The 19,280-nt window shown below is 66.4% G+C and carries 18 protein-coding genes; 1 reads left to right on the top strand and 17 read right to left on the bottom strand.

Annotated elements, in window-relative coordinates:
* Nucleotides 1-103: 103 nt before the first annotated feature.
* The 10 genes from cysW to DXK50_RS14905 form a co-directional block, all read right to left on the bottom strand.
* Complete coding sequence (cysW, locus tag DXK50_RS14950) at nucleotides 104-931, bottom strand: sulfate ABC transporter permease subunit CysW (RefSeq protein ID WP_161867900.1); 828 nt, start codon at nucleotides 929-931, stop codon at nucleotides 104-106.
* Entirely contained in the window at nucleotides 928-1,767 is an 840-nt protein-coding gene (gene cysT, locus DXK50_RS14945; RefSeq protein WP_161867899.1) for a sulfate ABC transporter permease subunit CysT, read from the bottom strand. The genes cysW and cysT overlap by 4 nt, the downstream gene beginning before the upstream one ends.
* A gap of 220 nt (nucleotides 1,768-1,987) precedes the next feature.
* Nucleotides 1,988-3,004, bottom strand: coding sequence for a thiosulfate ABC transporter substrate-binding protein CysP (cysP, locus tag DXK50_RS14940; RefSeq protein WP_161867898.1), 1,017 nt, complete (start codon nucleotides 3,002-3,004; stop codon nucleotides 1,988-1,990).
* Between the two features lie 362 nt (nucleotides 3,005-3,366).
* The gene (locus DXK50_RS14935) at nucleotides 3,367-3,582 is read right to left on the bottom strand and encodes a TOBE domain-containing protein (RefSeq protein WP_024309981.1); all 216 of its coding nucleotides are present in this window, start codon (nucleotides 3,580-3,582) and stop codon (nucleotides 3,367-3,369) included.
* Between the two features lie 89 nt (nucleotides 3,583-3,671).
* Nucleotides 3,672-4,487 carry an aliphatic sulfonates ABC transporter ATP-binding protein gene (ssuB, locus tag DXK50_RS14930; RefSeq protein WP_212630857.1) on the bottom strand — a complete coding sequence of 272 codons (816 nt, stop codon included), beginning with the start codon at nucleotides 4,485-4,487 and terminating at the stop codon, nucleotides 3,672-3,674.
* Entirely contained in the window at nucleotides 4,484-5,278 is a 795-nt protein-coding gene (gene ssuC, locus DXK50_RS14925) for an aliphatic sulfonate ABC transporter permease SsuC (RefSeq protein WP_212630856.1), read from the bottom strand. The genes ssuB and ssuC overlap by 4 nt, the downstream gene beginning before the upstream one ends.
* A 276-nt stretch (nucleotides 5,279-5,554) precedes the next feature.
* A complete protein-coding gene (gene ssuD, locus DXK50_RS14920) occupies nucleotides 5,555-6,703 on the bottom strand; it encodes an FMNH2-dependent alkanesulfonate monooxygenase (RefSeq protein ID WP_212630855.1) in 1,149 nt (382 codons plus the stop codon).
* A gap of 91 nt (nucleotides 6,704-6,794) precedes the next feature.
* Nucleotides 6,795-7,775, bottom strand: a complete 981-nt coding sequence (locus tag DXK50_RS14915) for a sulfonate ABC transporter substrate-binding protein (RefSeq protein ID WP_212630854.1) — start codon at nucleotides 7,773-7,775, stop codon at nucleotides 6,795-6,797.
* Between the two features lie 76 nt (nucleotides 7,776-7,851).
* The gene (gene ssuE / locus DXK50_RS14910; RefSeq protein WP_212630853.1) at nucleotides 7,852-8,445 is read right to left on the bottom strand and encodes an NADPH-dependent FMN reductase; all 594 of its coding nucleotides are present in this window, start codon (nucleotides 8,443-8,445) and stop codon (nucleotides 7,852-7,854) included.
* A gap of 9 nt (nucleotides 8,446-8,454) precedes the next feature.
* Nucleotides 8,455-9,093, bottom strand: coding sequence for a peroxiredoxin (locus DXK50_RS14905; RefSeq protein ID WP_212630852.1), 639 nt, complete (start codon nucleotides 9,091-9,093; stop codon nucleotides 8,455-8,457).
* 116 nt (nucleotides 9,094-9,209) lie between these two features.
* On the opposite strand from DXK50_RS14905, the gene DXK50_RS14900 reads away from it, so the two are divergent.
* A complete protein-coding gene (locus DXK50_RS14900; RefSeq protein ID WP_212630851.1) occupies nucleotides 9,210-9,665 on the top strand; it encodes a GNAT family N-acetyltransferase in 456 nt (151 codons plus the stop codon).
* On the opposite strand, the gene DXK50_RS14895 is transcribed toward DXK50_RS14900, so the two are convergent.
* The 7 genes from DXK50_RS14895 to chrA all read right to left on the bottom strand — a co-directional run bounded on the left by DXK50_RS14895 (nucleotide 9,662) and on the right by chrA (nucleotide 19,215).
* A complete protein-coding gene (locus DXK50_RS14895; RefSeq protein ID WP_212630850.1) occupies nucleotides 9,662-10,360 on the bottom strand; it encodes a response regulator in 699 nt (232 codons plus the stop codon). The two genes, DXK50_RS14900 and DXK50_RS14895, sit on opposite strands and share 4 nt — an antisense overlap.
* Nucleotides 10,360-13,008 carry a sensor histidine kinase gene (locus DXK50_RS14890; protein ID WP_212630849.1) on the bottom strand — a complete coding sequence of 883 codons (2,649 nt, stop codon included), beginning with the start codon at nucleotides 13,006-13,008 and terminating at the stop codon, nucleotides 10,360-10,362. Before DXK50_RS14890 ends, DXK50_RS14895 begins: the two co-directional genes overlap by 1 nt.
* Before the next feature lie 10 nt (nucleotides 13,009-13,018).
* Nucleotides 13,019-13,576, bottom strand: a complete 558-nt coding sequence (gene kdpC / locus DXK50_RS14885) for a potassium-transporting ATPase subunit KdpC (RefSeq protein WP_212630848.1) — start codon at nucleotides 13,574-13,576, stop codon at nucleotides 13,019-13,021.
* Between the two features lie 174 nt (nucleotides 13,577-13,750).
* Entirely contained in the window at nucleotides 13,751-15,808 is a 2,058-nt protein-coding gene (gene kdpB / locus DXK50_RS14880) for a potassium-transporting ATPase subunit KdpB (RefSeq protein WP_212630847.1), read from the bottom strand.
* A 13-nt stretch (nucleotides 15,809-15,821) separates the two neighbouring features.
* Nucleotides 15,822-17,510, bottom strand: coding sequence for a potassium-transporting ATPase subunit KdpA (gene kdpA, locus DXK50_RS14875; RefSeq protein ID WP_212630846.1), 1,689 nt, complete (start codon nucleotides 17,508-17,510; stop codon nucleotides 15,822-15,824).
* 10 nt (nucleotides 17,511-17,520) lie between these two features.
* A complete protein-coding gene (locus tag DXK50_RS14870) occupies nucleotides 17,521-17,610 on the bottom strand; it encodes a hypothetical protein (RefSeq protein WP_021490657.1) in 90 nt (29 codons plus the stop codon).
* A gap of 270 nt (nucleotides 17,611-17,880) precedes the next feature.
* Entirely contained in the window at nucleotides 17,881-19,215 is a 1,335-nt protein-coding gene (gene chrA, locus DXK50_RS14865; protein WP_212630845.1) for a chromate efflux transporter, read from the bottom strand.
* Between the last annotated feature and the right edge of the window lie 65 nt (nucleotides 19,216-19,280).

The following is a 19,280-nucleotide window of genomic DNA, read 5'->3' as shown; positions in this document are numbered from 1 at the left end:
CACCACGCTCCGTAGGAGCGGCTTCAGCCGCGATAGGTCATAAGGCTACAGGCCGTAGGGTGGATGCCGCTCTCCACATCCACCACAACGCTGGCGCCCCTGATCACGCCTCGGCGCGCTGCATCAGGCGGCGCTGACGCCACTCCATGAAGGTCTTGAGAAACAGCGTGAGCAGCGCCATGCACGCCAGCAGCCCGGCCGCGGTGAAGGCCGCTGCCGGCTTGTAGTCGTTGTTGAGCTGGTCGACCAGCAGCGGCAGGGTCAGGGTCTGGTTGATGATGGTGCCGGACACCACCGACACCGCACCGAACTCGCCGACCGCGCGGGCATTGGTGACCACCACGCCGTACAGCAGCGCCCACTTGATCTTCGGCAGGCTGATGCGGCGGAAAATCTGCCAGCCGCTGGCACCCAGACACATGGCAGCGGTTTCCTCGTCCTGGCCCTGAGCCTGCATCACCGGAATCAGAATGCGCGCCACATAGGGCGCGGTGACGAACACCGTGACCATGACGATGCCCGGCCAGGCGAACATCAGCTGCATGCCGTGATCGTAGAACCAGCGGCCGATGAAGCTTTCCAGGCCATAGACCACCAGGTAGCAGAGGCCGGCGACCACCGGTGACACCGCATAGGGAATGTCGATCAGGGTGGTCAGCAGCTTGCGCCCGCGGAAGTCGTAATGGGTCACGCACCAGGCCAGGCAGATGCCGAAGCACAGGTTCAGCGGCACGGTGATCGCTGCCACCAGCAGCGTGAGGCCGATGGCGTGGAGCATGTAATCTTCGTTCAGATTGCTCCACAGCAGGTCGAGCCCGCCGGCCAGCGCCTTGGTGAAGATCAGCGCCAGCGGCACCAGCAGGATCAGCGCAACCACCATCAGACCGAGGATTACCAGCGCCCATTGGCGCCAATCTTGGGGCTTTTTCATCGACCTTGCCGTTGCCATGCGAACAGACGCCCCTGCGCGACCTGCAGGAGGAACAGAAGTGTCAGCGACGCGAGCAGGATCACCGAAGCGATGGCCGCCGCCGCCGGATAGTTGAATTCCTGCAGACGGACGAAAATCATCAACGAGCTGACTTCCGTCTGGTAGGGAATGTTGCCGGCGATCATGATCACCGCGCCGAACTCACCGAGGCTGCGGATGAACGCCTGCGAACCTCCGGTGACCAGCGCCGGCGCCAGGGTCGGCAGAATTACCTTGGCGAAGGTCTGCACACGGCTGGCGCCGAGGGTGCGCGCGGCCTCTTCGTATTCCGAACCGAGATCCTGCAGCACCGGCTGCACGGTGCGCACCACGAAAGGAATGCTGGTGAACACCATCGCCACCACGATACCGGCGTAGGCGTAGGCCACCTTGAAGCCCAGCCACTGGCCGATCCAGCCGTTAGGCACCAGCAGTGCGGCGAGGGTCAGGCCGGCCACCGAGGTCGGCAGGGCGAACGGCAGGTCGACCAGCGCATCGACGATGCGCCGGCCGGGGAAGTCGTAACGGGTGATGATCCAGGCCAGCAACAGGCCCAGCACCAGCACCGCCAGGGTCGAGTAGAGCGCGGCCGAGATGGTCACCTTGTAGGTCTGCACCACGCGCGGATCGCTGATGGCGAACCAGTACTGTGCCCAGGTCATGTCGCTGACGTATAGCAGCAGCGCCGACAGCGGCAGCAGGATTACCAGCGACAGGTACAGCACGCTGACGCCGAAGCTCAGGCCGAAGCCGGGCAGCAGCGGGGTCTGTCGGAAGAACAGCGTCGGTTTGCTCACGAAAAAGCTCGGCTCTACAAATGCAGTTGGCCGCCTGGAAGGCGGCCAACGGACCAGAAACTGAATAGCCCACGACGAATACAGCGCATGTGAGATCTCGCGAGCTAGAGCCCTGCAAGGCAAAAACAGGCGAGGGAGCGGAGTGTACTTTTGTACATGAGTATCCCGAGCCTGTTTTTAACGCCGCAGGGCCGACGCGCAGCAGATCGTTGACGAGCGCTTAGCGGCCGGAGGCTAGAAGCTGGTCAAGAATACCACCGTTGTCGAAGTGCTTGGCGGTGATCTCGTCCCAGCTGCCCAGCACCTCGGTCGGGTTGATCAGGCGCACCGGAGCAAACTGCGCCTTGGTCGCCTCGACCACTTCCGGGTTGTGCACGCGGTAGTTGTAGCGGGTCAGCAGTTGCTGGATGTCCTTGCTGTACTGGAAGTCGAGGAAGGCCTTGGCCTGCTCGCGGGTGCCGCGCTCGTCGGCCACCTTGTCGACGATGGCCACCGGGAATTCGGCCAGTACGCTGACTTCCGGCACCACGATCTCCAGGTTGGCGGACTTGAACTCGTCACCCTTGGCGATGTTGATCACTTCCGATTCGAAGGTCAGCAGCACGTCGCCCTGGCCGTTCTGGGCGAAGGCCACGGTGGCGCCACGGCCGCCGGTGGGGAAGTTCTCGACGTTCTTCAGCAGCTTGCCGACGAAGGCTTTCACCTTCTCCTGGTCGCCATTGAATTTCTCGTTGGCGAACAGCCAGGCGCCCAGGTAGCTGTAGCGGGCGTTGCCGGAGGTTTTCGGGTTGGGGAATACCAGCTTCACGTCATCGCGAATCAGGTCATCCCAGCTCTTGATGTTCTTCGGGTTGCCTTCGCGCACCAAGAAGGCGGTGGTGCTGTAGTACGGCGAGCTGTTGTTGGGGAACTGCTGGGCCCAGTCCTCACGCAGCAGCTTGCGCTTGGCCAGGATGTCCACGTCGGTCACCTGGTTGAAGGTGACCACGTCGACCTTCTTGCCCTGAATGATGTCCTGCGCCTGACGCGAGGTGCCGGCGAAGGACTGGATGATCTTCACTTCCTTGCCGCTCTGCTGCTTCCAGTGCTCGACGAACAGCGGGTTGATCTCGCCGAACAGTTCGCGGGCGATGTCGTAGGAGGCGTTGTGGAATGGCGTATCGGCAGCGGCATGGCTCAGCGAGCCAGTCAGCAGGGTGGCGCTGGCCACGGTGGCCAGAACGATCTTCTTCAGCATCTATGGCGTCCTTCTTATCGAGAGAGGAGCCTGCAGGCAGGCTATTTGATGGCGCGATTCTGCAGAAAAAACATATAGCTGAAAAATATCTTTTTCTTTTCTTCTTATAACCAGCATCTCTTTACCTGCGAAACACCCTGGAGCCCTCGCACGCAAGGGCTGCTCAGGCAACCACTCTTAGAACCTGTTCACGATCTTTATGTGCCTGAAGCGGCAACTACAAGGCAAAAACATTCGGTGAGCACGTAGGAGGGGCTTCAGCCCCGAGCTTTATTGAGGCGCAAAGAGCTCGCGGCTAAAGCCGCTCCTACAAGATCGCAAGCGGCTTATTTCGCCAATTGGCTGAAATCATGAAAAGGTTCTTACAGCTTGGCGATGGACACCTCGGTGGATTTGACGAAGGCAATCACCTCGCTGCCCACCTGCAGTTCCAGCTCACGCACGGAACGGGTGGTGATCACCGAGGTGACGATGCCGGCCGCGGTCTGCACGTCGATTTCCGAGAGCACGTCGCCGACGACGATCTCCTTGATGGTGCCCTTGAACTGGTTGCGCACGTTGATGGCTTTGATGGTCATGGTGTTTCTCCTGATGGTCCACTGATGTAGCCCGGATGCAAGCCGGGGAAATTGCACAACCGCACCCGGATGGCATCCGGGCTACGGCCTCACAGCGCCCAACGCAGTTGCGTGGGCAGGGGTGATACGGGGTCGGGCGGCGTCGGCAGCTCAGGCTGCGCCAGCACGCGGTCGAGCACACGCGCTTCCAGCGCCGCCAGCAGCGGCGAGCCATGCGGGCGCGGGCGCACCAGTTGCACGTCGAGGTCGAGGCCGATCTGGCCGTCCTCGATGAGGATCACCCGATCCGCCACGGCCACCGCCTCGGCAACGTCGTGGGTCACAAGCAGCACGGTGAAGCCATGCTGTTGCCACAGGCGCTCGATCAGGCGCTGCATCTCGATACGGGTCAGCGCATCCAGGGCGCCCAGCGGTTCGTCGAGCAGCAGCAGGCGCGGGCGATGGATCAGTGCACGGGCCAGGGCCACACGCTGCTTCTGCCCGCCGGACAGGGCCACCGGCCACTCACCTGCGCGATCGGCCAGGCCGACCGCGGCCAGCGCTTCCTCGGCCTGCTTGCGCCAGTTGCCGGACAGGCCCAGACCGACGTTGTCGATCACCCGCTTCCAGGGCAACAGGCGCGAGTCCTGGAACATCAGGCGGATGTCCTCGCGCACCGCGTTGAGCGAGCCGCTGCCGGCCAGCAGTTGACCGCCGCTGGGTCGATCCAGCCCGGCCAGCAGGCGCAGCAGCGTGCTCTTGCCGCAGCCGCTGCGCCCTACCACGGCGACGAACTGGCCGGCCGGGATATGCAGGTCGATGCCCTTGAGCACCCGACGCTCGCCGAAGGATTTCTCGATCCTCTTGATCGCCAACGGAACGCCGCCCGGGGGGATGTCCTGGCGGATGCTGTGCAGTGCAGTCATTGGCCACCTGCCTTGGCCTGATAGGCCGGATGCCAGCGCAGCCACACGCGCTCCAGTCTCCTGGCCGCGACGTCGGCCAGCTTGCCGAGCAACGCGTAGAGCAGGATCGCCAGCACCACCACGTCGGTCTGCAGGAACTCGCGGGCGTTCATCGCTAGGTAGCCGATGCCGGCGCTGGCCGAGATGGTCTCGGCGACGATCAGGGTCAGCCACATGAAGCCGAGGGCGAAGCGCACGCCGACCAGGATCGACGGCAGCGCGCCGGGCAGGATCACCTGGCGGAACAGCGAGAAGCCGGACAAGCCATAGCTGCGCGCCATCTCCACCAGCGCCGGGTCGACGTTGCGGATGCCGTGGTAGGTGTTGAGGTAGATGGGGAACAGCGTGCCGAGCGCGACCAGGAACACCTTGGCCGCCTCGTCGATGCCGAACCAGAGGATCACCAGCGGGATCAGCGCCAGGTGCGGCACGTTGCGGATCATCTGCACCGAGCTGTCGAGAAAGCGCTCGCCCCATTTCGACAGGCCGGTGATAAAGCCCAGCAGCAAACCAATGCCGCCGCCGATGGCGAAACCGATGCCGGCGCGCTGGCCACTGATCGCCAGGTGCTGCCAGATTTCACCGGAGGCCAGCAGTTCCCAGCCGGCAACCAGCACCGCACTGGGTGCCGGCAGAATGCGGCTTGACAACCAGCCGCTGGCCACCGCCAGCTGCCAGGCGGCCAGCAGCACCAGCGGCAAGGCCCAGGGCGCGGCGCGCAGGGCCAGTTTGTTAAGGGTCGTGTTGTTCATGGTTGCCTCGAAAACCTGTGTAGCGTCTGTATTCCCCGGATTGCATCCGGGCTACGGACTGATAAAAGCGCCCTCTCCCCCAGCCCCTCTCCCATAAATGGGAGAAGGGAGCCAACCGAGTCGCTGAACTAGACAGCACCGCCGGTCAGCTCCCTCGCCCCTCCGGGGAGAGAGTTGGGGAGAGGGGCATGTGCCCAGCCATCCCGGACTGCATCCGGGCTACATCTGCCCCCGTAGCCCGGATGCAATCCGGGAAAACCTTTGCCTGCGCTTACCTCAACTCGCCGAAGCCGCCTTCGGCAGAATGTCGCTGGAGATCATTTCGCCGAACGGGCTGACATAACCGCGACTCTCCGGACGCGCAGGCGCGGCCACATCCAGGTGCGGGAACAGCAGTTCGGCGACGCGGTACGACTCCTCCAGATGCGGGTAGCCGGAGAAGATGAAGGTGTCGATGCCGAGCTCCGCGTACTCCCTGACCCGCGCCGCCACGGTCGGGCCATCGCCGACCAGCGCGGTGCCGGCGCCGCCGCGCACCAGGCCGACACCGGCCCAGAGGTTCGGCGACACTTCCAGGTTGTCGGTCTTACCGCCGTGCAGGGCGGCCATGCGCTGCTGACCGACCGAGTCGAAGCGCGCCAGCGACGCCTGGGCGCGGTCTATGGTGTCCTGGTCCAGGTGGCTGATCAGGCGATCCGCCGCCGCCCAGGCTTCCTCATTGGTCTCGCGCACGATCACGTGCAGGCGAATGCCGAAGCGCACTTCTCGCCCCTGCTTGGCCGCCTTCTCACGGACCTGGGCGATCTTCTCGGCCACCGCAGCCGGCGGCTCGCCCCAGGTGAGGTACAGCTCGACCTGCTCGGCGGCCAGGTCCTGCGCCGCGTCGGAGGAACCACCGAAATACAGCGGCGGACGCGGCTGCTGGATCGGCGGGTAGAGCAGCTTGGCGCCCTTCACCTGGATGTGCTTGCCGTCGTAGTCGACGGTTTCGCCCTCCAGCACGCGGCGCCAGATACGGGTGAATTCGACCGACGCCTCGTAACGCTCAGCGTGCGACAGGTGCAGGCCGTCGCCGGCCAGCTCGTCTGGATCGCCGCCGGTCACCAGGTTGAACAGCGCGCGGCCGTTGGACAGGCGATCCAGGGTCGCCGCCTGGCGCGCAGCCACGGTCGGCGAAATGATCCCCGGGCGCAGCGCGACGAGAAACTTCAGGTTCTGCGTCACCGGGATCAGCGAGGCCGCCACCAGCCAGGAGTCCTCGCAGGAACGCCCGGTGGGAATCAGCACGCCGCCGTAGCCGAGGCGGTCGGCGGCCTGGGCGATCTGCGCCAGGTAGCCGTGGTCGACGGCGCGGGCGCCTTCGGCGGTGCCCAGATATTTGCCATCGCCATGGGTAGGCAGGAACCAGAAGATATTGAGGCTCATGGAGTGGTCTCCTTTTGCGAAAGCGTTGACGTAGCCCGGATGCAATCCGGGAATACCGTGCAGCTGTCCCGGATCGCATCCGGGCTAGGGGTTACTGAGCCTGGGCGACTTGGGCCGGCTGCCGCCAGATCACCTCGGCAATGCTCAGGCGCTTGGGGATCAGCTTCAGCTCGCTGAAGGTGTCGGCGATCTTCTGCTGTGCACTCGCCACTTCCGGAGTGATCAGCTGCGCGCCGTAGCTCTGCCGCTCAACCGCAGCACGGGTGATCTCGGGGGACAGGCCCAGTAGCGGTGCAACCTGGGCGGTGACCTCGTCAACGTTGGCGCGGGTCCACTCGCCGGTCTTGCGAATCTCGTCCACCAGGGCGACCACTACCTCGGGGTGCTTTTCGGCGAAGGGACGCGCGGCCAGATAGAATTGGTGGTTGCTCACCAGGCCCAGGCCATCGCGCAGGGTACGCGCCTGCAGCTGCTGTTCGGCGGCAGCCTGGAAGGGGTCCCAGATCACCCAGGCGTCGACGCTGCCACGCTCGAACGCGGCGCGGGCATCGGCAGGCGGCAGGTACACGGGGGTGATATCGGTGATGCTCAGACCGGCTTCCTCCAGCGCGCGCACCAGCAGGTAATGCACGTTGGAACCCTTGTTCAGGGCGACCTTCTTGCCCTTGAGTTCGGCCACCGTTTTGATCGGCGAATCCTTGGGCACCAGTATCGCCTCGCTGAGCGGCGCCGGCGGCTCGAAGGCCACGTAGAGCAGATCGGCGCCGGCTGCCTGGGCGAATACCGGCGGCGTCTCGCCCGTGGTGCCGAAGTCGATGGAGCCCACGTTGAGCCCTTCGAGCAGCTGCGGGCCCGCCGGGAACTCGGTCCACTGCACCTTGAAGCCCTGTTCGGCCAGGCGTTTTTCCAGCGCACCGCTGGATTTGAGCAGCACCAGGGTGCCGTACTTCTGATAGCCGATCCGCAACACGCTTTCGTTATCAGAAGCGGCCTGTGCTTGAGTGATGGCGCCGAAGGAAATGGCCGCGGCAAACAGGGCGACCAGACTCCGACGCAAAGTGTTGGCGCCCATGGCGACCTCCTTTGCAAGTTGAGTGTGGGCCTGCTTGCCCGTTGGCGGGCGAGTAAGGCGGGATGTTACGTGTGGTTCAGATGCTCCAGCGGGCGTTCACCAGCCGGTCGTTCAATAGGTTCGGGTCGATCGGTTGCTGCCGTCGCGCCAGGGCGGCGGTCAGTTGTTCCAGTGCCTCGTCGAGGCGTTCGCGCAATTCGGCGTCGATCTGCGCGGGCCTGCCCCCTTCCGGGTAGGCGATCTGCTTGTCGATGGCGAACACGCCGCAGAGTATTTCCTGCGCCTTCAGCGCAGCCAGCACCGGCTTGAGCGCGTAGTCCACCGCCAGCAGATGCGCCGGGCTGCCACCACTGGCCAGCGGCAGTACCACCTTGTGCGCCAGGGCACGTTCGGGCAGCAGATCCAGCAGCACCTTCAGCGCGCCGGTGAACGACGCCTTGTACACCGGCGTGCCGACCACCAGGCCATCGGCGCTGGCCACCACGGCCTGCAGCTGGCGGACAGCCGGGCTGCCTGCGCGCGCATGCAGCAGATCCTCGGCGGCAAAATCGCGCACCCGCAGCAGGCTCACTTCCACCTGCTGCGCCTCCAGGCGCTGGCGTACATGGTCCAGCAGCACTTCGGTGCGCGAACGCGCCGCAGGGCTGCCGGAGAGCAACACGACATGCATGTTCGATCCTTACTTGTTGGGCTGCGGGGTCAGGCGCAGATAGGGCTTCACCGCGCGATAACCTTTGGGGAAGCGCTGCTTGAGCTCGGCTTCATCCTTGAGCGAGGGCACGATCACCACCTCGTCACCGTCCTGCCAGTTGGCCGGGGTGGCCACCTTGTGGTTGTCGGTCAGTTGCAGCGAATCCACCACGCGCAGGATCTCGTGGAAGTTGCGCCCGGTGCTGGCCGGATAGGTGATGATCAGGCGCACCTTCTTGTTCGGGTCGATGACGAACAGCGAACGTACGGTCAGGGTGTCGTTGGCGTTCGGGTGAATCAGGTCGTAGAGGTCGGAGACCTTGCGGTCGGCATCGGCGATGATCGGGAAGTTGACTCGGGTATTCTGCGTCTCGTTGATGTCGTCGATCCATTTCAGGTGCGAATCCACCGGGTCGACCGACAGGGCGATGGCCTTGACGCCGCGCTGGGCGAATTCGTCCTTGAGCTTGGCGGTGAAGCCCAGCTCGGTGGTGCACACCGGGGTGAAGTCGGCCGGATGGGAGAAGAGGATGCCCCAGCTGTCGCCCAGCCACTCGTGGAAACGAATGCGGCCTTCGCTGGAATCCTGTTCGAAGTCAGGGGCGATGTCGCCCAGGCGGATGGTCATGGCAGTGCTCCTTGGCAGTGGCTTGCGTGGTGCTCACTATGCTCAGGAACGAAACGAAACAAAAAGAATAAATAATGATTTATTTATAACCAAATAATCTTTTAAGAAAGACCGTCATGACCTCCCCAACCTTGCACGAGATTCCCGGCGAACAGGCGCCCATGGCACTGCTGCTTGAAGCCGACCCCAGCATCGCCCTCATCGCCCGCTATCTGGCGGACGGCCATTGCGTGGTCGCGCGCCTGAACGACGTGGTCGTCGGCGTCTACGTGATCAAGGCCCTGAGCGCCGATACCTGGGAACTGATGAACATCGCCGTGGCGCCTGAACACCAGGGTCAGGGCATCGGCGCCCTGCTGCTGCACCACGCCATCGACCAGGCCCGGCAACTGGGCGCAAAGCGCCTGGAACTGGGCACCGGCAGCTTCGGCCACCAGCTGACTTTCTACCAGCGCGCCGGTTTTCGCGTGGTGGCGGTGGAGTCGGATTACTTTCTGCGGCACTACCCCGAGCCATTGTTCGAGAATGGCCTGCAGCATCGGGATCGTTTGCGCCTGGCCCTGGAGCTTTAGGCAGAGTCGCGCAGGCGATAGCCGACACCAGCCTCGGTGATCAGGTAGCGTGGTGCGGCCGGGTCGTCGCCGAGTTTCTGCCGCAGATGGCCGACCACCACACGCAGGTAGTGGCTGTCGCCGATATGGCTCGGCCCCCAGACATCACGCAACAGTTGCTGCTGGGTCACCACCCGCCCGAGGTGCTGGGCGAGCAGCGCCAGCACCGCGTATTCCTTGGGGGTCAGGGCGATTTCGGCGCCGTCGAGGCTGACCCGGCGATAGGCCAGGTCGATATTCAGCGCACCACAGGCGATGCTCGCCGGCAACGCTTCGCGGCCCTGGCCCTGGCCCTGGCGCAGCAGCACGCGCACCCGGGCGAGGAATTCCTGGATGCCGAACGGCTTGGTCACGTAGTCATTGGCGCCGCCGTCCAGCGCCAGCACCTTCTCGCCCTCGCTGGCACGCACCGAGAGCACCAGCACCGGCACCTGGCTCCATTCGCGCAGGCCACGCAGCACCTGCTGGCCATCGAGATCGGGCAGGCCAAGGTCGAGCACGACGAGATCGGGGCTGTGCAGCGCCGCTTGGGCCAGGCCGTCTTCGCCGTTGGCCGCCTCCAGCACCCGGTAGCCCTGGGCGCTGAGGGCGATGCGCAGGAACTTGCGAATCTGCGCTTCGTCGTCGATCAGCAGAATGCTCGGCCCCTGGCTCATCAGTCGTCCTCGGCTTGCGGTTGCGCGGTCAATGGCAGGTGCAGGATCAGGCTGGCGCCACGACCATCGAGGCCCTCGCCGACCGTGACGCGACCACCATGGGCGCCGACCATGCCTTGGCAGATGGCCAGGCCCAGACCGGTGCCCTGGCCGCCGCGATCGCCCCGCGCTGCGGTGTAGAACATGTCGAAGATCTTCGCCCGTTCCGCCTCGGGAATGCCAGGGCCCTGATCGGCGACCACGAAGCGCAGCTCCTGCTCATCGTATTCCAGCGCCACGCGCAGGCGCCCGCCGGGCGGCGAGAAGCGCGCGGCGTTCTCCAGCACGTTGATCAGCGCCTGCTCGATCAGCGCCGCATGCACGTGCAGCAATGGCGGCTGTGGTGGCAGCACGCACTCGACCTGCAGCGGCGCGAGCACCGCGCGCAGGCGCTGCAGGGCGCTGGCGACGATATCGCTGGGCGCCACCCAGTCGCGCGCCAGCTTGAGCCCGCCATGGCCGAGGCGGGTCATGTCGAGCAGGTTCTGGATATAGCGGTCGAGGCGCTCGGCCTCGTCGCGGGTGCCTTCCAGCAGTTCACGGCGATCCGCCTCGGGGATCGCCTCGCCCAGCGCCAGCAGGCTGTCGATGGAACCGCGCATGGCCGTCAGCGGCGTGCGCAGGTCGTGCGACACCGAAGCCAGCAGCGCGCTGCGCAGCTCCTCGGTCTGCCCGTGCAGGCGCGCCGCCTCCAGCTCCTCGGCCAGTTGCGCGCGGGCCAGGGCCTGTGCCAGGGGTTGGCCAAGGGCAGCGATCAGGCGCCGCCGCTCATCGGCCAACGGCGCGCCCTGCGCACTCTGCAGACCGATCAGCAGCAGCGGCCCCTCCTCCCCGCACAATGGCCACCACCACCAGCGGCTGCTGGGCAGGGTATCGGTACCCAGGCCCGCCGCCTGCTCGTGCTGCCAGGCCCAATCGGCAGCGGCGCGTTCGGCATCAAGCAATTCGGCGTGCAGGCCACCCTCATGGCACCACTGCCCGTCAGCGCTGCGCGACAGCAGCGTCAGCTGCACGTCCGGCCAGCCACCCAGTTGCTGCTCGGCCACCGCCAGCACGGCCTGGCGATCGGCGGCGACGGTAAGCTTGCGCGACAGCTCCAGCAGCGCCGTGGTTTCGCCCTGCGCCTGGCGCAACGCCTGCACCTGGCGGCGCTGGCGGCTGGCCAGGTTGCCGGTCAGCCCGGCCATGAGCAGGAAGAACAGCAGGGTCAGCACATCCTCCTGACGCTGGATGCGCATGGTCAGGGTCGGGGGGATGAACAGGAAGTTGTAAGCCAGGAACGACAGCCCCGCGCAGGCCAGCGCCGGACCCAGGCTGCTGCGCACCGCCACCAGCAGCACGGCGGCGAGGAACACCAGGGAGATGTTGGGCAACTCCAGCACCCGCGCCAGGCCGAGGGAGATCAGCGTGGCGCAGGTGGCGGCCAGCGCGGCCAGCAGGTAGTTGCGCCAGCGCGGCGCGAGGCGTGCGCGTCGGCCTGCCGGGAGCTGATCACCTGCCGCATCCAGCACACTCACTTCCAGCCCGGCACCAGCGGCCAGCAGGCGCTCGCCAAGGCCACGGCCGAACCAGCGCCGGCGCAGGCGCCGTGTGCTGCTGCCGGCCAGGATCAGGCTGGCGCGGCGTTCGCGGGCGTGGTCGAGCAGCGTGCGCGCCACCGAGTCGCCATGCAGCGTCACCACCTCGCCACCGAGGCGCTCGGCCAGGCGTAGCGCGGCTTGCAGACGGCCTCGCTGTTCCTCGTCCATGGCTCGGCGGCCGTCCACGTGTACCACCGACCAGGGCAGATGACGCCGCTCGGCGACCCGGCAGGCGTGGCGCACCAGGCGCTCGGCCTCAGCATCGCCGTCCACCCCCACCAGCAGGCGCCCGAGTACGCTGGGCGCGGCCTGGCCGAGCTGGCGATAGCGCTGGTCGAGGTCGGCGTCGACCCGCGCGGCGGCGGTCTGCATGGCCAACTCGCGCAGCGCGGTGAGGTTGGTCGGCGAGAAAAAGGCGTCGATGGCCGCCCGCGCCTGCTCGGGCATGTACACCTTGCCGTCGCGCAGGCGTTCGAGCAGTTCGCGCGGCGGCAGGTCGACCAGCTGGATCTCGTCGGCCTCCCGCAGCACCCAGTCCGGCACCGTTTCGCGCACCAGCACGCCGGTGATGTCGCGGATGCGGTCGTTGAGGCTTTCCAGGTGCTGCACGTTGACCGTGGTGTAGACGTCGATACCGGCGGCGAGCAGTTCCTGCACGTCCTGCCAGCGCTTGGCGTGGCGGCTGCCGGGGGCGTTGCTGTGCGCCAGCTCGTCCACCAGCGCCAGCTTGGGCGGGTCGGCCAGCAGGCCGTCGAGATCCATCTCGCTCAGCTCCAGGCCGCGATAGGGCAGGCGCAGCGGCGGCTGTTGCGGCAGGCCCAGCAGCAGCGCCTCGGTTTCGCTGCGGCCGTGGCTTTCCACCACCCCGGCGCGCAGCGCCACGCCCTGGCGCAGTTGCGCATGGGCGGCCTGCAGCATGGCGTAGGTCTTGCCCACGCCCGGCGCCGCGCCGAGAAACACCTTGAGCCGCCCGCGCCCTTCGCGGGGCAGGTCGGCGAGCAGCGCTTCGGCGCGCAGGCTGTCGTTCATCGAGCACTCGTCACTGGGTGGAAGTGGAGGGATTGTCGGCCAGCGCCAGGTTCAGAGCCAGTACATTGACCACCGCCGGGCCGAACAGCGGGCGCTCGGTGTGCGCTTCGATCAGGCGCAGCAGCTCCACCTCCGCCAGGCCACGGGCCCGGGCGATACGGGGCGCCTGCCAGGCCGCCGCCTCGGGCGACAGGTGCGGGTCGAGGCCGCTGCCCGAGGTGGTCGCCAGTTGCATCGGCAGCGGCGCCTGGCCGCTCAGGCCGACGCTGGCCTGCTCGATGCGCTCGCGCAGCTCGGGGTTGCTCGGCGCCAGGTTGCTGGCGGCGCTGGCCACGGTGGCGTAATCGCCGGCCGAGGGGCGCGGCTGGAACCACTGATCGCCGTCGAAGGCCTGGGCGATCAGGCGGCTGCCGCGTACCTGGCCGGAATCATCACGCACCAGGCTGCCGGCTGCCTGATCGGGGAAGGCCAGGTGCGCCACGCCGGTGACGCTCAAGGGATAGGCGACCCCGACCAACAGGGTCATGAAAGCCAAGGTGGTGATGGCGGGGCGAATATGTTCGAGCATGATGAGTCTCCTGATTCGTGTGGTCCCGGATTGCATCCGGGCTACGTCGCTTATTTCGCGGATAACGGCCGGGCATCCGGCTCTTGTAGGAGCGAATTCATTCGCGATGGCCTTGCCTGCGTGCCAGCCATATCGCGGATAAATCCGCTCCTACAGAACGGTCGAACAACGCGGTCACACCCAGCCCAACCCCACCAGCAGCAGGTCGAGCAGCTTGATGCCGACGAAGGGCGCGAGCAGTCCGCCGAGGCCGTAGATCAGCAGGTTGCGCCGCAGCAACTGGCCGGCGTCCAGCGCCTGGATGCGCACGCCGCGCAGCGCCAGGGGGATCAGCGCGACGATGATCAGGGCGTTGAACACGATGGCCGAAAGGATCGCGCTCTGCGGGCTGTGCAACTGCATCAGGTTGAGCGTGCCAAGCTGCGGGTAGATGCCGGCGAACAGCGCCGGGAGGATGGCGAAGTACTTGGCCACGTCGTTGGCCACCGAGAAGGTGGTCAGCGCGCCACGGGTCACCAGCAATTCCTTGCCCACCTGCACCACGTCGATCAGCTTGGTCGGGTCGCTGTCCAGATCCACCAGGTTGGCGGCCTCGCGCGCGGCCTGGGTGCCGTCGTTCATGGCCAGCCCGACGTCGGCCTGGGCCAGTGCCGGGGCGTCGTTGGCGCCATCGCCGCACATGGCCACCAGCTTGCCTTCGGCCTGCTCGGCGCGGATGCGCGAGAGCTTCTTCTCCGGCGTGGCCTCGGCGATCACGTCGTCGACACCGGCCTCGGCGGCGATGGCGGCGGCGGTCAGCGGGTTGTCGCCGGTTACCATCACGGTGCGGATGCCCATGGCGCGCAGCTCGGCGAAGCGCTCGCGGATGCCCGGCTTGACCACGTCCTTGAGGTGGATGGCACCGAGCAGACGCCCGTCCCCGGCCACCAGCAGCGGCGTTCCGCCGCTCTGGGCGATCTTCTCCACCTCGCGCGCCAGCGGCGCCGGCAGATCAGTTCGGCCCAGACCGAGGTAGGCCAGCACGGCATCCACCGCGCCCTTGCGGTAGGCCACGCCACCAACATCAGCGCCGGACAGGCGCGTCTCGGCGCTGAAGGCGATCAGGTTCATGCTGCTGCGCTCGGGCACCTCCATCGGGTGCAGCGCCGCCAGGTATTCGACGATGGACTTGCCCTCCGGCGTGTCGTCACCCTGCGAAGCCAGCAGCGCCGCCTCGGCCAGCTCCAGCGTGGTGACGCCCGGCGCCTTGACCATGGCGCTGCAGCGACGGTTGCCGAAGGTGATGGTGCCGGTCTTGTCCAGCAGCAGGGTGTGCACGTCGCCGGCGGCCTCCACGGCGCGGCCGGACTTGGCGATGACGTTGAGGCGCACCAGGCGATCCATGCCGGCGATGCCGATGGCCGAGAGCAGGCCACCGATGGTGGTGGGGATCAGCGTCACCAGCAGCGCCGCCAGGTAGATCAGCGGCAGGTCGCCACCGGCGAAGCGGGCGAACGGCTGCAGCGTGGCCACCACCAGCAGGAAGATCAGGGTCAGGCCGATCAGCAGGATATCCAGCGCCACTTCGTTGGGCGTCTTCTGCCGGCGCGCGCCTTCGACCAGGGCGATCATGCGGTCGAGGGTGGACTCGCCGGGGTTGGCGCTGATCCGCACCAGCAGCCAGTCCGACACCAGCCGGGTGTTGCCGGTGACCGCCGAGCGGTCGCCGCCGGACTCGCGGATCACTGGCGCGGACTCGCCGGTAATTGCCGCCTCGTTGACCGCCGCCACCCCTTCGATCACCTCGCCGTCGCCGGGGATCAGCTCACCGGCCTCGACTCGCACCACGTCGCCCTTGCGCAGGCTGCTGGCCGGTACGGGCTGGAACTGCGCGCCGACCTGCTTGCGCGCCATCAGGCCCTGGCTGCCGGACTTGAGGCTGTCGGCACGGGCCTTGCCACGACCCTCGGCCAGGGCCTCGGCGAAGTTGGCGAAGAGCACGGTGAACCACAGCCACAGGGCGATCTGCACGCCTAAGGCAGTGCTTACCGCAGGGTTGGGGACAAAGCACAGCACGCTGGTGACCAGCGCTGTCAGCTCCACCACCAGCATCACTGGCGAGCGCACCAGCTGGCGCGGGTCGAGCTTGACGAAGGCCTGTTTGAGGGCCGGGCGCCACAGCGCGCCGAGGCCGGTCTGCGGCTGGCTGCTGGACGATTGGGCGCTGCGTTGCGCCGTTACGGGGGCATTCATCACGGTCTCTCCTTCAGAACGCCAGGTGTTCGGCCAGCGGGCCCAGGGCCAGCGCCGGCATGAAGGTCAGGCCACCCACCAGGAGGATGGTCAGGGTCAGCAGCACGACGAACAGCGGCCCATGGGTGGGAAAGCTGTTCTGCCCCTGCGGCGCGGCGCGCTTGGCCGCTAGGCTGCCGGCAATCGCCAGCACCGGCAGGATGTAGCCGAAGCGCCCGAGCAGCATCGCCAGGCCGAGCATCAGGTCGTGGTAGGGCGTGTCGGCGCCGAAGCCGGCGAAGGCCGAGCCGTTGTTGCCGGTGGCCGAGCCGTAGGCGTACAGCGCCTGGCTGAAACCGTGCGGGCCAGGATTGCCGATGGAGGCCGCCGGGCCCGCGATACTCACCGCCAGAGCGCCGAACACCAGCACGCCGACCGGCATCACCAGCAGCGTGGCGACCATCAGGCGCACTTCGCGGGCTTCCAGCTTCTTGCCCAGATAGGCCGGGGTGCGGCCGATCATCAGGCCGGCGAGGAATACCGCGATCAGCACGAACAGCAACATGCCGTAGAGGCCGGCGCCAACGCCGCCGAAGACGATCTCGCCGAGCAGCATGTTGACCAGCGGCACCAGCCCGCCAAGGGCGCTGAAGCTGTCGTGCATGGCATTCACCGAGCCGTTGGATGCCGCCGTGGTGGTAGTCGCCCAGAGCGCCGAGGCGAAGCTGCCGAAGCGCGCCTCCTTGCCCTCCAGCGAGCCCACCTGCTCGATGGGCAGCCCGGCCAGCGCCGGGTTCGGCTGCAGCTCCGCCCAGGCGCACACGCCCAGGCCGATGACGAACAGCAGCAGCATGCTGGCCAGGATCGCCCGGCTCTGACGCAGGTCACGCACGTAATGGCCGAAGGTGAACACCAGCGCCGCCGGGATCATCAGAATAGATGCCAGCTCCAGCAGGTTGCTCAGCGCCGTGGGGTTCTCGAACGGATGCGCCGAGTTGACGCCGAAGAAGCCGCCGCCATTGGTGCCCAGTTGCTTGATCGCAATCTGGCTGGCCGCCGGCCCCATCGGCAGGCTCTGCTCGTTGCCCTGCAAGGTGGTGGCGGACACATAGTCGCTGAAGTTCTGCGGCACGCCCTGCCACACCAGCAGCACGGCCAGCACCAGGCACAGCGGCAACAGGCCGTAGAGCACGGCGCGAGTGATATCGACCCAGAAGTTGCCCAGGCGGTCGCTGGACTGCCGCGCCAAACCCCGGCACAGCACCACCAGCACCGCCAGGCCCACCGCCGGGCTGACGAAGTTCTGCACGCCAAGGCCGAGCATCTGGCTGAAGTAGCTGAGCTGCGCCTCGCCGCTGTACGCCTGCCAGTTGGTGTTGGTGACGAAGCTCACCGCCGTATTGAACGCCAGGGGCAGGCTCATCCCCGCCACCTGCTGCGGGTTGAGCGGCAAGGCGCCCTGCAGCAGCAGAATGCTCATCAGCGCCAGCAGGCAGACCAGGCTGAAGACCAGCAACGCCAGGGCGTAGCCGCGCCAGCTTTGCTCTCGCTCAGGGTCGACGCCGGCCACGCGGTAGCACAGGCGCTCCAGCGGCAGCAGTACCGGGCTGAGCCAGGTGCGCTGGCCCTCCATCACGCGATAGAAGTAGCGCCCGAGAAAGGGTGCCGGTGCCAACACCAGCAGGGAAAAGGCCGCCAGCAGCAGCCAGTCGTAGTCGTGCATGGCCGCCTCCTCAACCACGCCCTGCGGTCAGCAGGGCCGACAGCAGATAGGCGAAGAGGCCGACCACCAGGATCAGCGACACACCATCGATTGCGTTCATCTACAAAGCTCCACGATGCGGGGAATCCGCTCGCGAGCATTGTCGAAAGGCTGGCCGTAAAGATTCGATTGGCGCCCCGCCACCGGGGCGTAAAGAAATCGTATTGATGTGGTGGAATCAGCCCGTGGGAGGCGCTTCAGCGGCGACAGGGCCGCTACGCTGCATGGACGTGGCACCCGTAGGGTGGTTAGCGGCGCAGAACACTACCCCGACAGATACTCCCGCGCGCAACGCTCCGCGTAACCCACCAAGCGATACCAAACCCACCCATCAAACCAGCACATGCACCGCCAGCCCGACCACAGCGCAACCAGCAATGGTCTCGATCACCCCGCGTTTGAAAGCGAACAGGGCCAGCGCCGCGCCCAAGGCGATCAACGCCGACACCCAATCGAAGGTGCCGGCAAAGCCCTGCGGCCAGAGCACGTGATAACCAAAGAACAGCGCCAGATTGAGGATCACCCCCACCACAGCGGCGGTGATGCCGGTCAGCGGCGCGGTGAACTTCAGCTCGCCATGGGTCGATTCCACCAACGGCCCGCCGGCGAGGATGAACAAAAACGACGGCAGGAAGGTGAACCAGGTGACCAGGCAGGCCGCCAATGCCCCACTGGCGAAGGCCGAGTCGCCACCGAACACCGGCTGCCCATAGGCGCCGACGAAGGCGACGAAGGCCACCACCATGATCAGCGGCCCCGGCGTGGTCTCACCCAGGGCCAGACCATCGATCATCTGCGTCGGCGTCAGCCAGCCGTAGTGGCCCACCGCGCCCTGATAGACATAGGGCAGTACCGCATAGGCACCGCCGAAGGTCAGCAGCGCCGCCTTGGTGAAGAACCAACCCATCTGCGTCAACGTGCCGTCCCAGCCGAACGTCAGGGTCAGCAGGCCCATCGGCAGCAGCCAGAGCGCTGCGCCGACCAGCAGGATCAGCGCTAGGCGGCTGGAACGAAAATGTGTGTGCGCCAGACGCGTGTCGTCATCGATCATCGCTGGCGCATGCGCCCCGCCCTTTTCGCCATGCCCACCACCGACCGCGAAGTGCTGCGGCGCCAGCCGTCCACCGATATAACCCACCAGCGCCGCGCCCAGCACGATCAGCGGGAACGGCAGCTGCAGCGCGAAAATGGCGACGAAAGCCGCCGCGGCAATGGCCCACAGCCAGGCGTTCTTCAACACCCGCCCGCCAATGCGCCAGGCCGCCTGCACCACGATGGCCGTCACCGCCGGCTTGATGCCGTAGAAGATCCCGGCCACCAGCGGTACATCGCCGAACGCCAGATAGACCCAGGACAGCGCGATCAGAATCAGCAGCGACGGCAACACGAACAGCGCCCCGGCGATCACCCCGCCCCAGGTGCGGTGCATCAGCCAACCGATATAGGTGGCCAACTGCTGCGCCTCCGGCCCGGGCAGCAACATGCAGTAGTTCAGCGCGTGCAGAAAGCGCCGCTCGGACAACCAGCGACGCTTCTCCACCAACTCCTGATGCATGATCGAAATCTGCCCCGCCGGCCCACCGAAACTGATCAGCCCCAGCTTCAGCCAGAACCAGAAAGCCTGCAGCAAACTGACCGGAGCGGGACGCGCAGCGGACTCGGACATCGAAGGGCTCCATCGGTGGAAAAAATCGACCGGCCACTATAGCTGCAGAACATGACCGCCGCGCG

The sequence above is a fragment of the Pseudomonas sp. KB-10 genome, from assembly GCF_018221585.1.
Lineage (GTDB): Bacteria > Pseudomonadota > Gammaproteobacteria > Pseudomonadales > Pseudomonadaceae > Aquipseudomonas > Aquipseudomonas yangonensis.
The sequence above is the reverse complement of the archived record's forward strand: the minus strand, read 5'-3'. Positions and strand labels throughout refer to the sequence as shown.

Excerpts from the sequence above, each read along its gene's own strand:
- cysW (WP_161867900.1), bottom strand. The coding sequence starts at position 931 with ATGAAAAAGCCCCAAGATTGGCGCCAATGGGCGCTGGTAATCCTCGGT.
- cysP (WP_161867898.1), bottom strand. The coding sequence starts at position 3,004 with ATGCTGAAGAAGATCGTTCTGGCCACCGTGGCCAGCGCCACCCTGCTG.
- DXK50_RS14935 (WP_024309981.1), bottom strand. The coding sequence starts at position 3,582 with ATGACCATCAAAGCCATCAACGTGCGCAACCAGTTCAAGGGCACCATC.
- ssuB (WP_212630857.1), bottom strand. The coding sequence starts at position 4,487 with ATGACTGCACTGCACAGCATCCGCCAGGACATCCCCCCGGGCGGCGTT.
- ssuC (WP_212630856.1), bottom strand. The coding sequence starts at position 5,278 with ATGAACAACACGACCCTTAACAAACTGGCCCTGCGCGCCGCGCCCTGG.
- ssuD (WP_212630855.1), bottom strand. The coding sequence starts at position 6,703 with ATGAGCCTCAATATCTTCTGGTTCCTGCCTACCCATGGCGATGGCAAA.
- DXK50_RS14915 (WP_212630854.1), bottom strand. The coding sequence starts at position 7,775 with ATGGGCGCCAACACTTTGCGTCGGAGTCTGGTCGCCCTGTTTGCCGCG.
- ssuE (WP_212630853.1), bottom strand. The coding sequence starts at position 8,445 with ATGCATGTCGTGTTGCTCTCCGGCAGCCCTGCGGCGCGTTCGCGCACC.
- DXK50_RS14905 (WP_212630852.1), bottom strand. The coding sequence starts at position 9,093 with ATGACCATCCGCCTGGGCGACATCGCCCCTGACTTCGAACAGGATTCC.
- DXK50_RS14900 (WP_212630851.1), top strand. The coding sequence starts at position 9,210 with ATGACCTCCCCAACCTTGCACGAGATTCCCGGCGAACAGGCGCCCATG.
- DXK50_RS14895 (WP_212630850.1), bottom strand. The coding sequence starts at position 10,360 with ATGAGCCAGGGGCCGAGCATTCTGCTGATCGACGACGAAGCGCAGATT.
- DXK50_RS14890 (WP_212630849.1), bottom strand. The coding sequence starts at position 13,008 with ATGAACGACAGCCTGCGCGCCGAAGCGCTGCTCGCCGACCTGCCCCGC.
- kdpC (WP_212630848.1), bottom strand. The coding sequence starts at position 13,576 with ATGCTCGAACATATTCGCCCCGCCATCACCACCTTGGCTTTCATGACC.
- kdpB (WP_212630847.1), bottom strand. The coding sequence starts at position 15,808 with ATGAATGCCCCCGTAACGGCGCAACGCAGCGCCCAATCGTCCAGCAGC.
- kdpA (WP_212630846.1), bottom strand. The coding sequence starts at position 17,510 with ATGCACGACTACGACTGGCTGCTGCTGGCGGCCTTTTCCCTGCTGGTG.
- DXK50_RS14870 (WP_021490657.1), bottom strand. The coding sequence starts at position 17,610 with ATGAACGCAATCGATGGTGTGTCGCTGATCCTGGTGGTCGGCCTCTTC.
- chrA (WP_212630845.1), bottom strand. The coding sequence starts at position 19,215 with ATGTCCGAGTCCGCTGCGCGTCCCGCTCCGGTCAGTTTGCTGCAGGCT.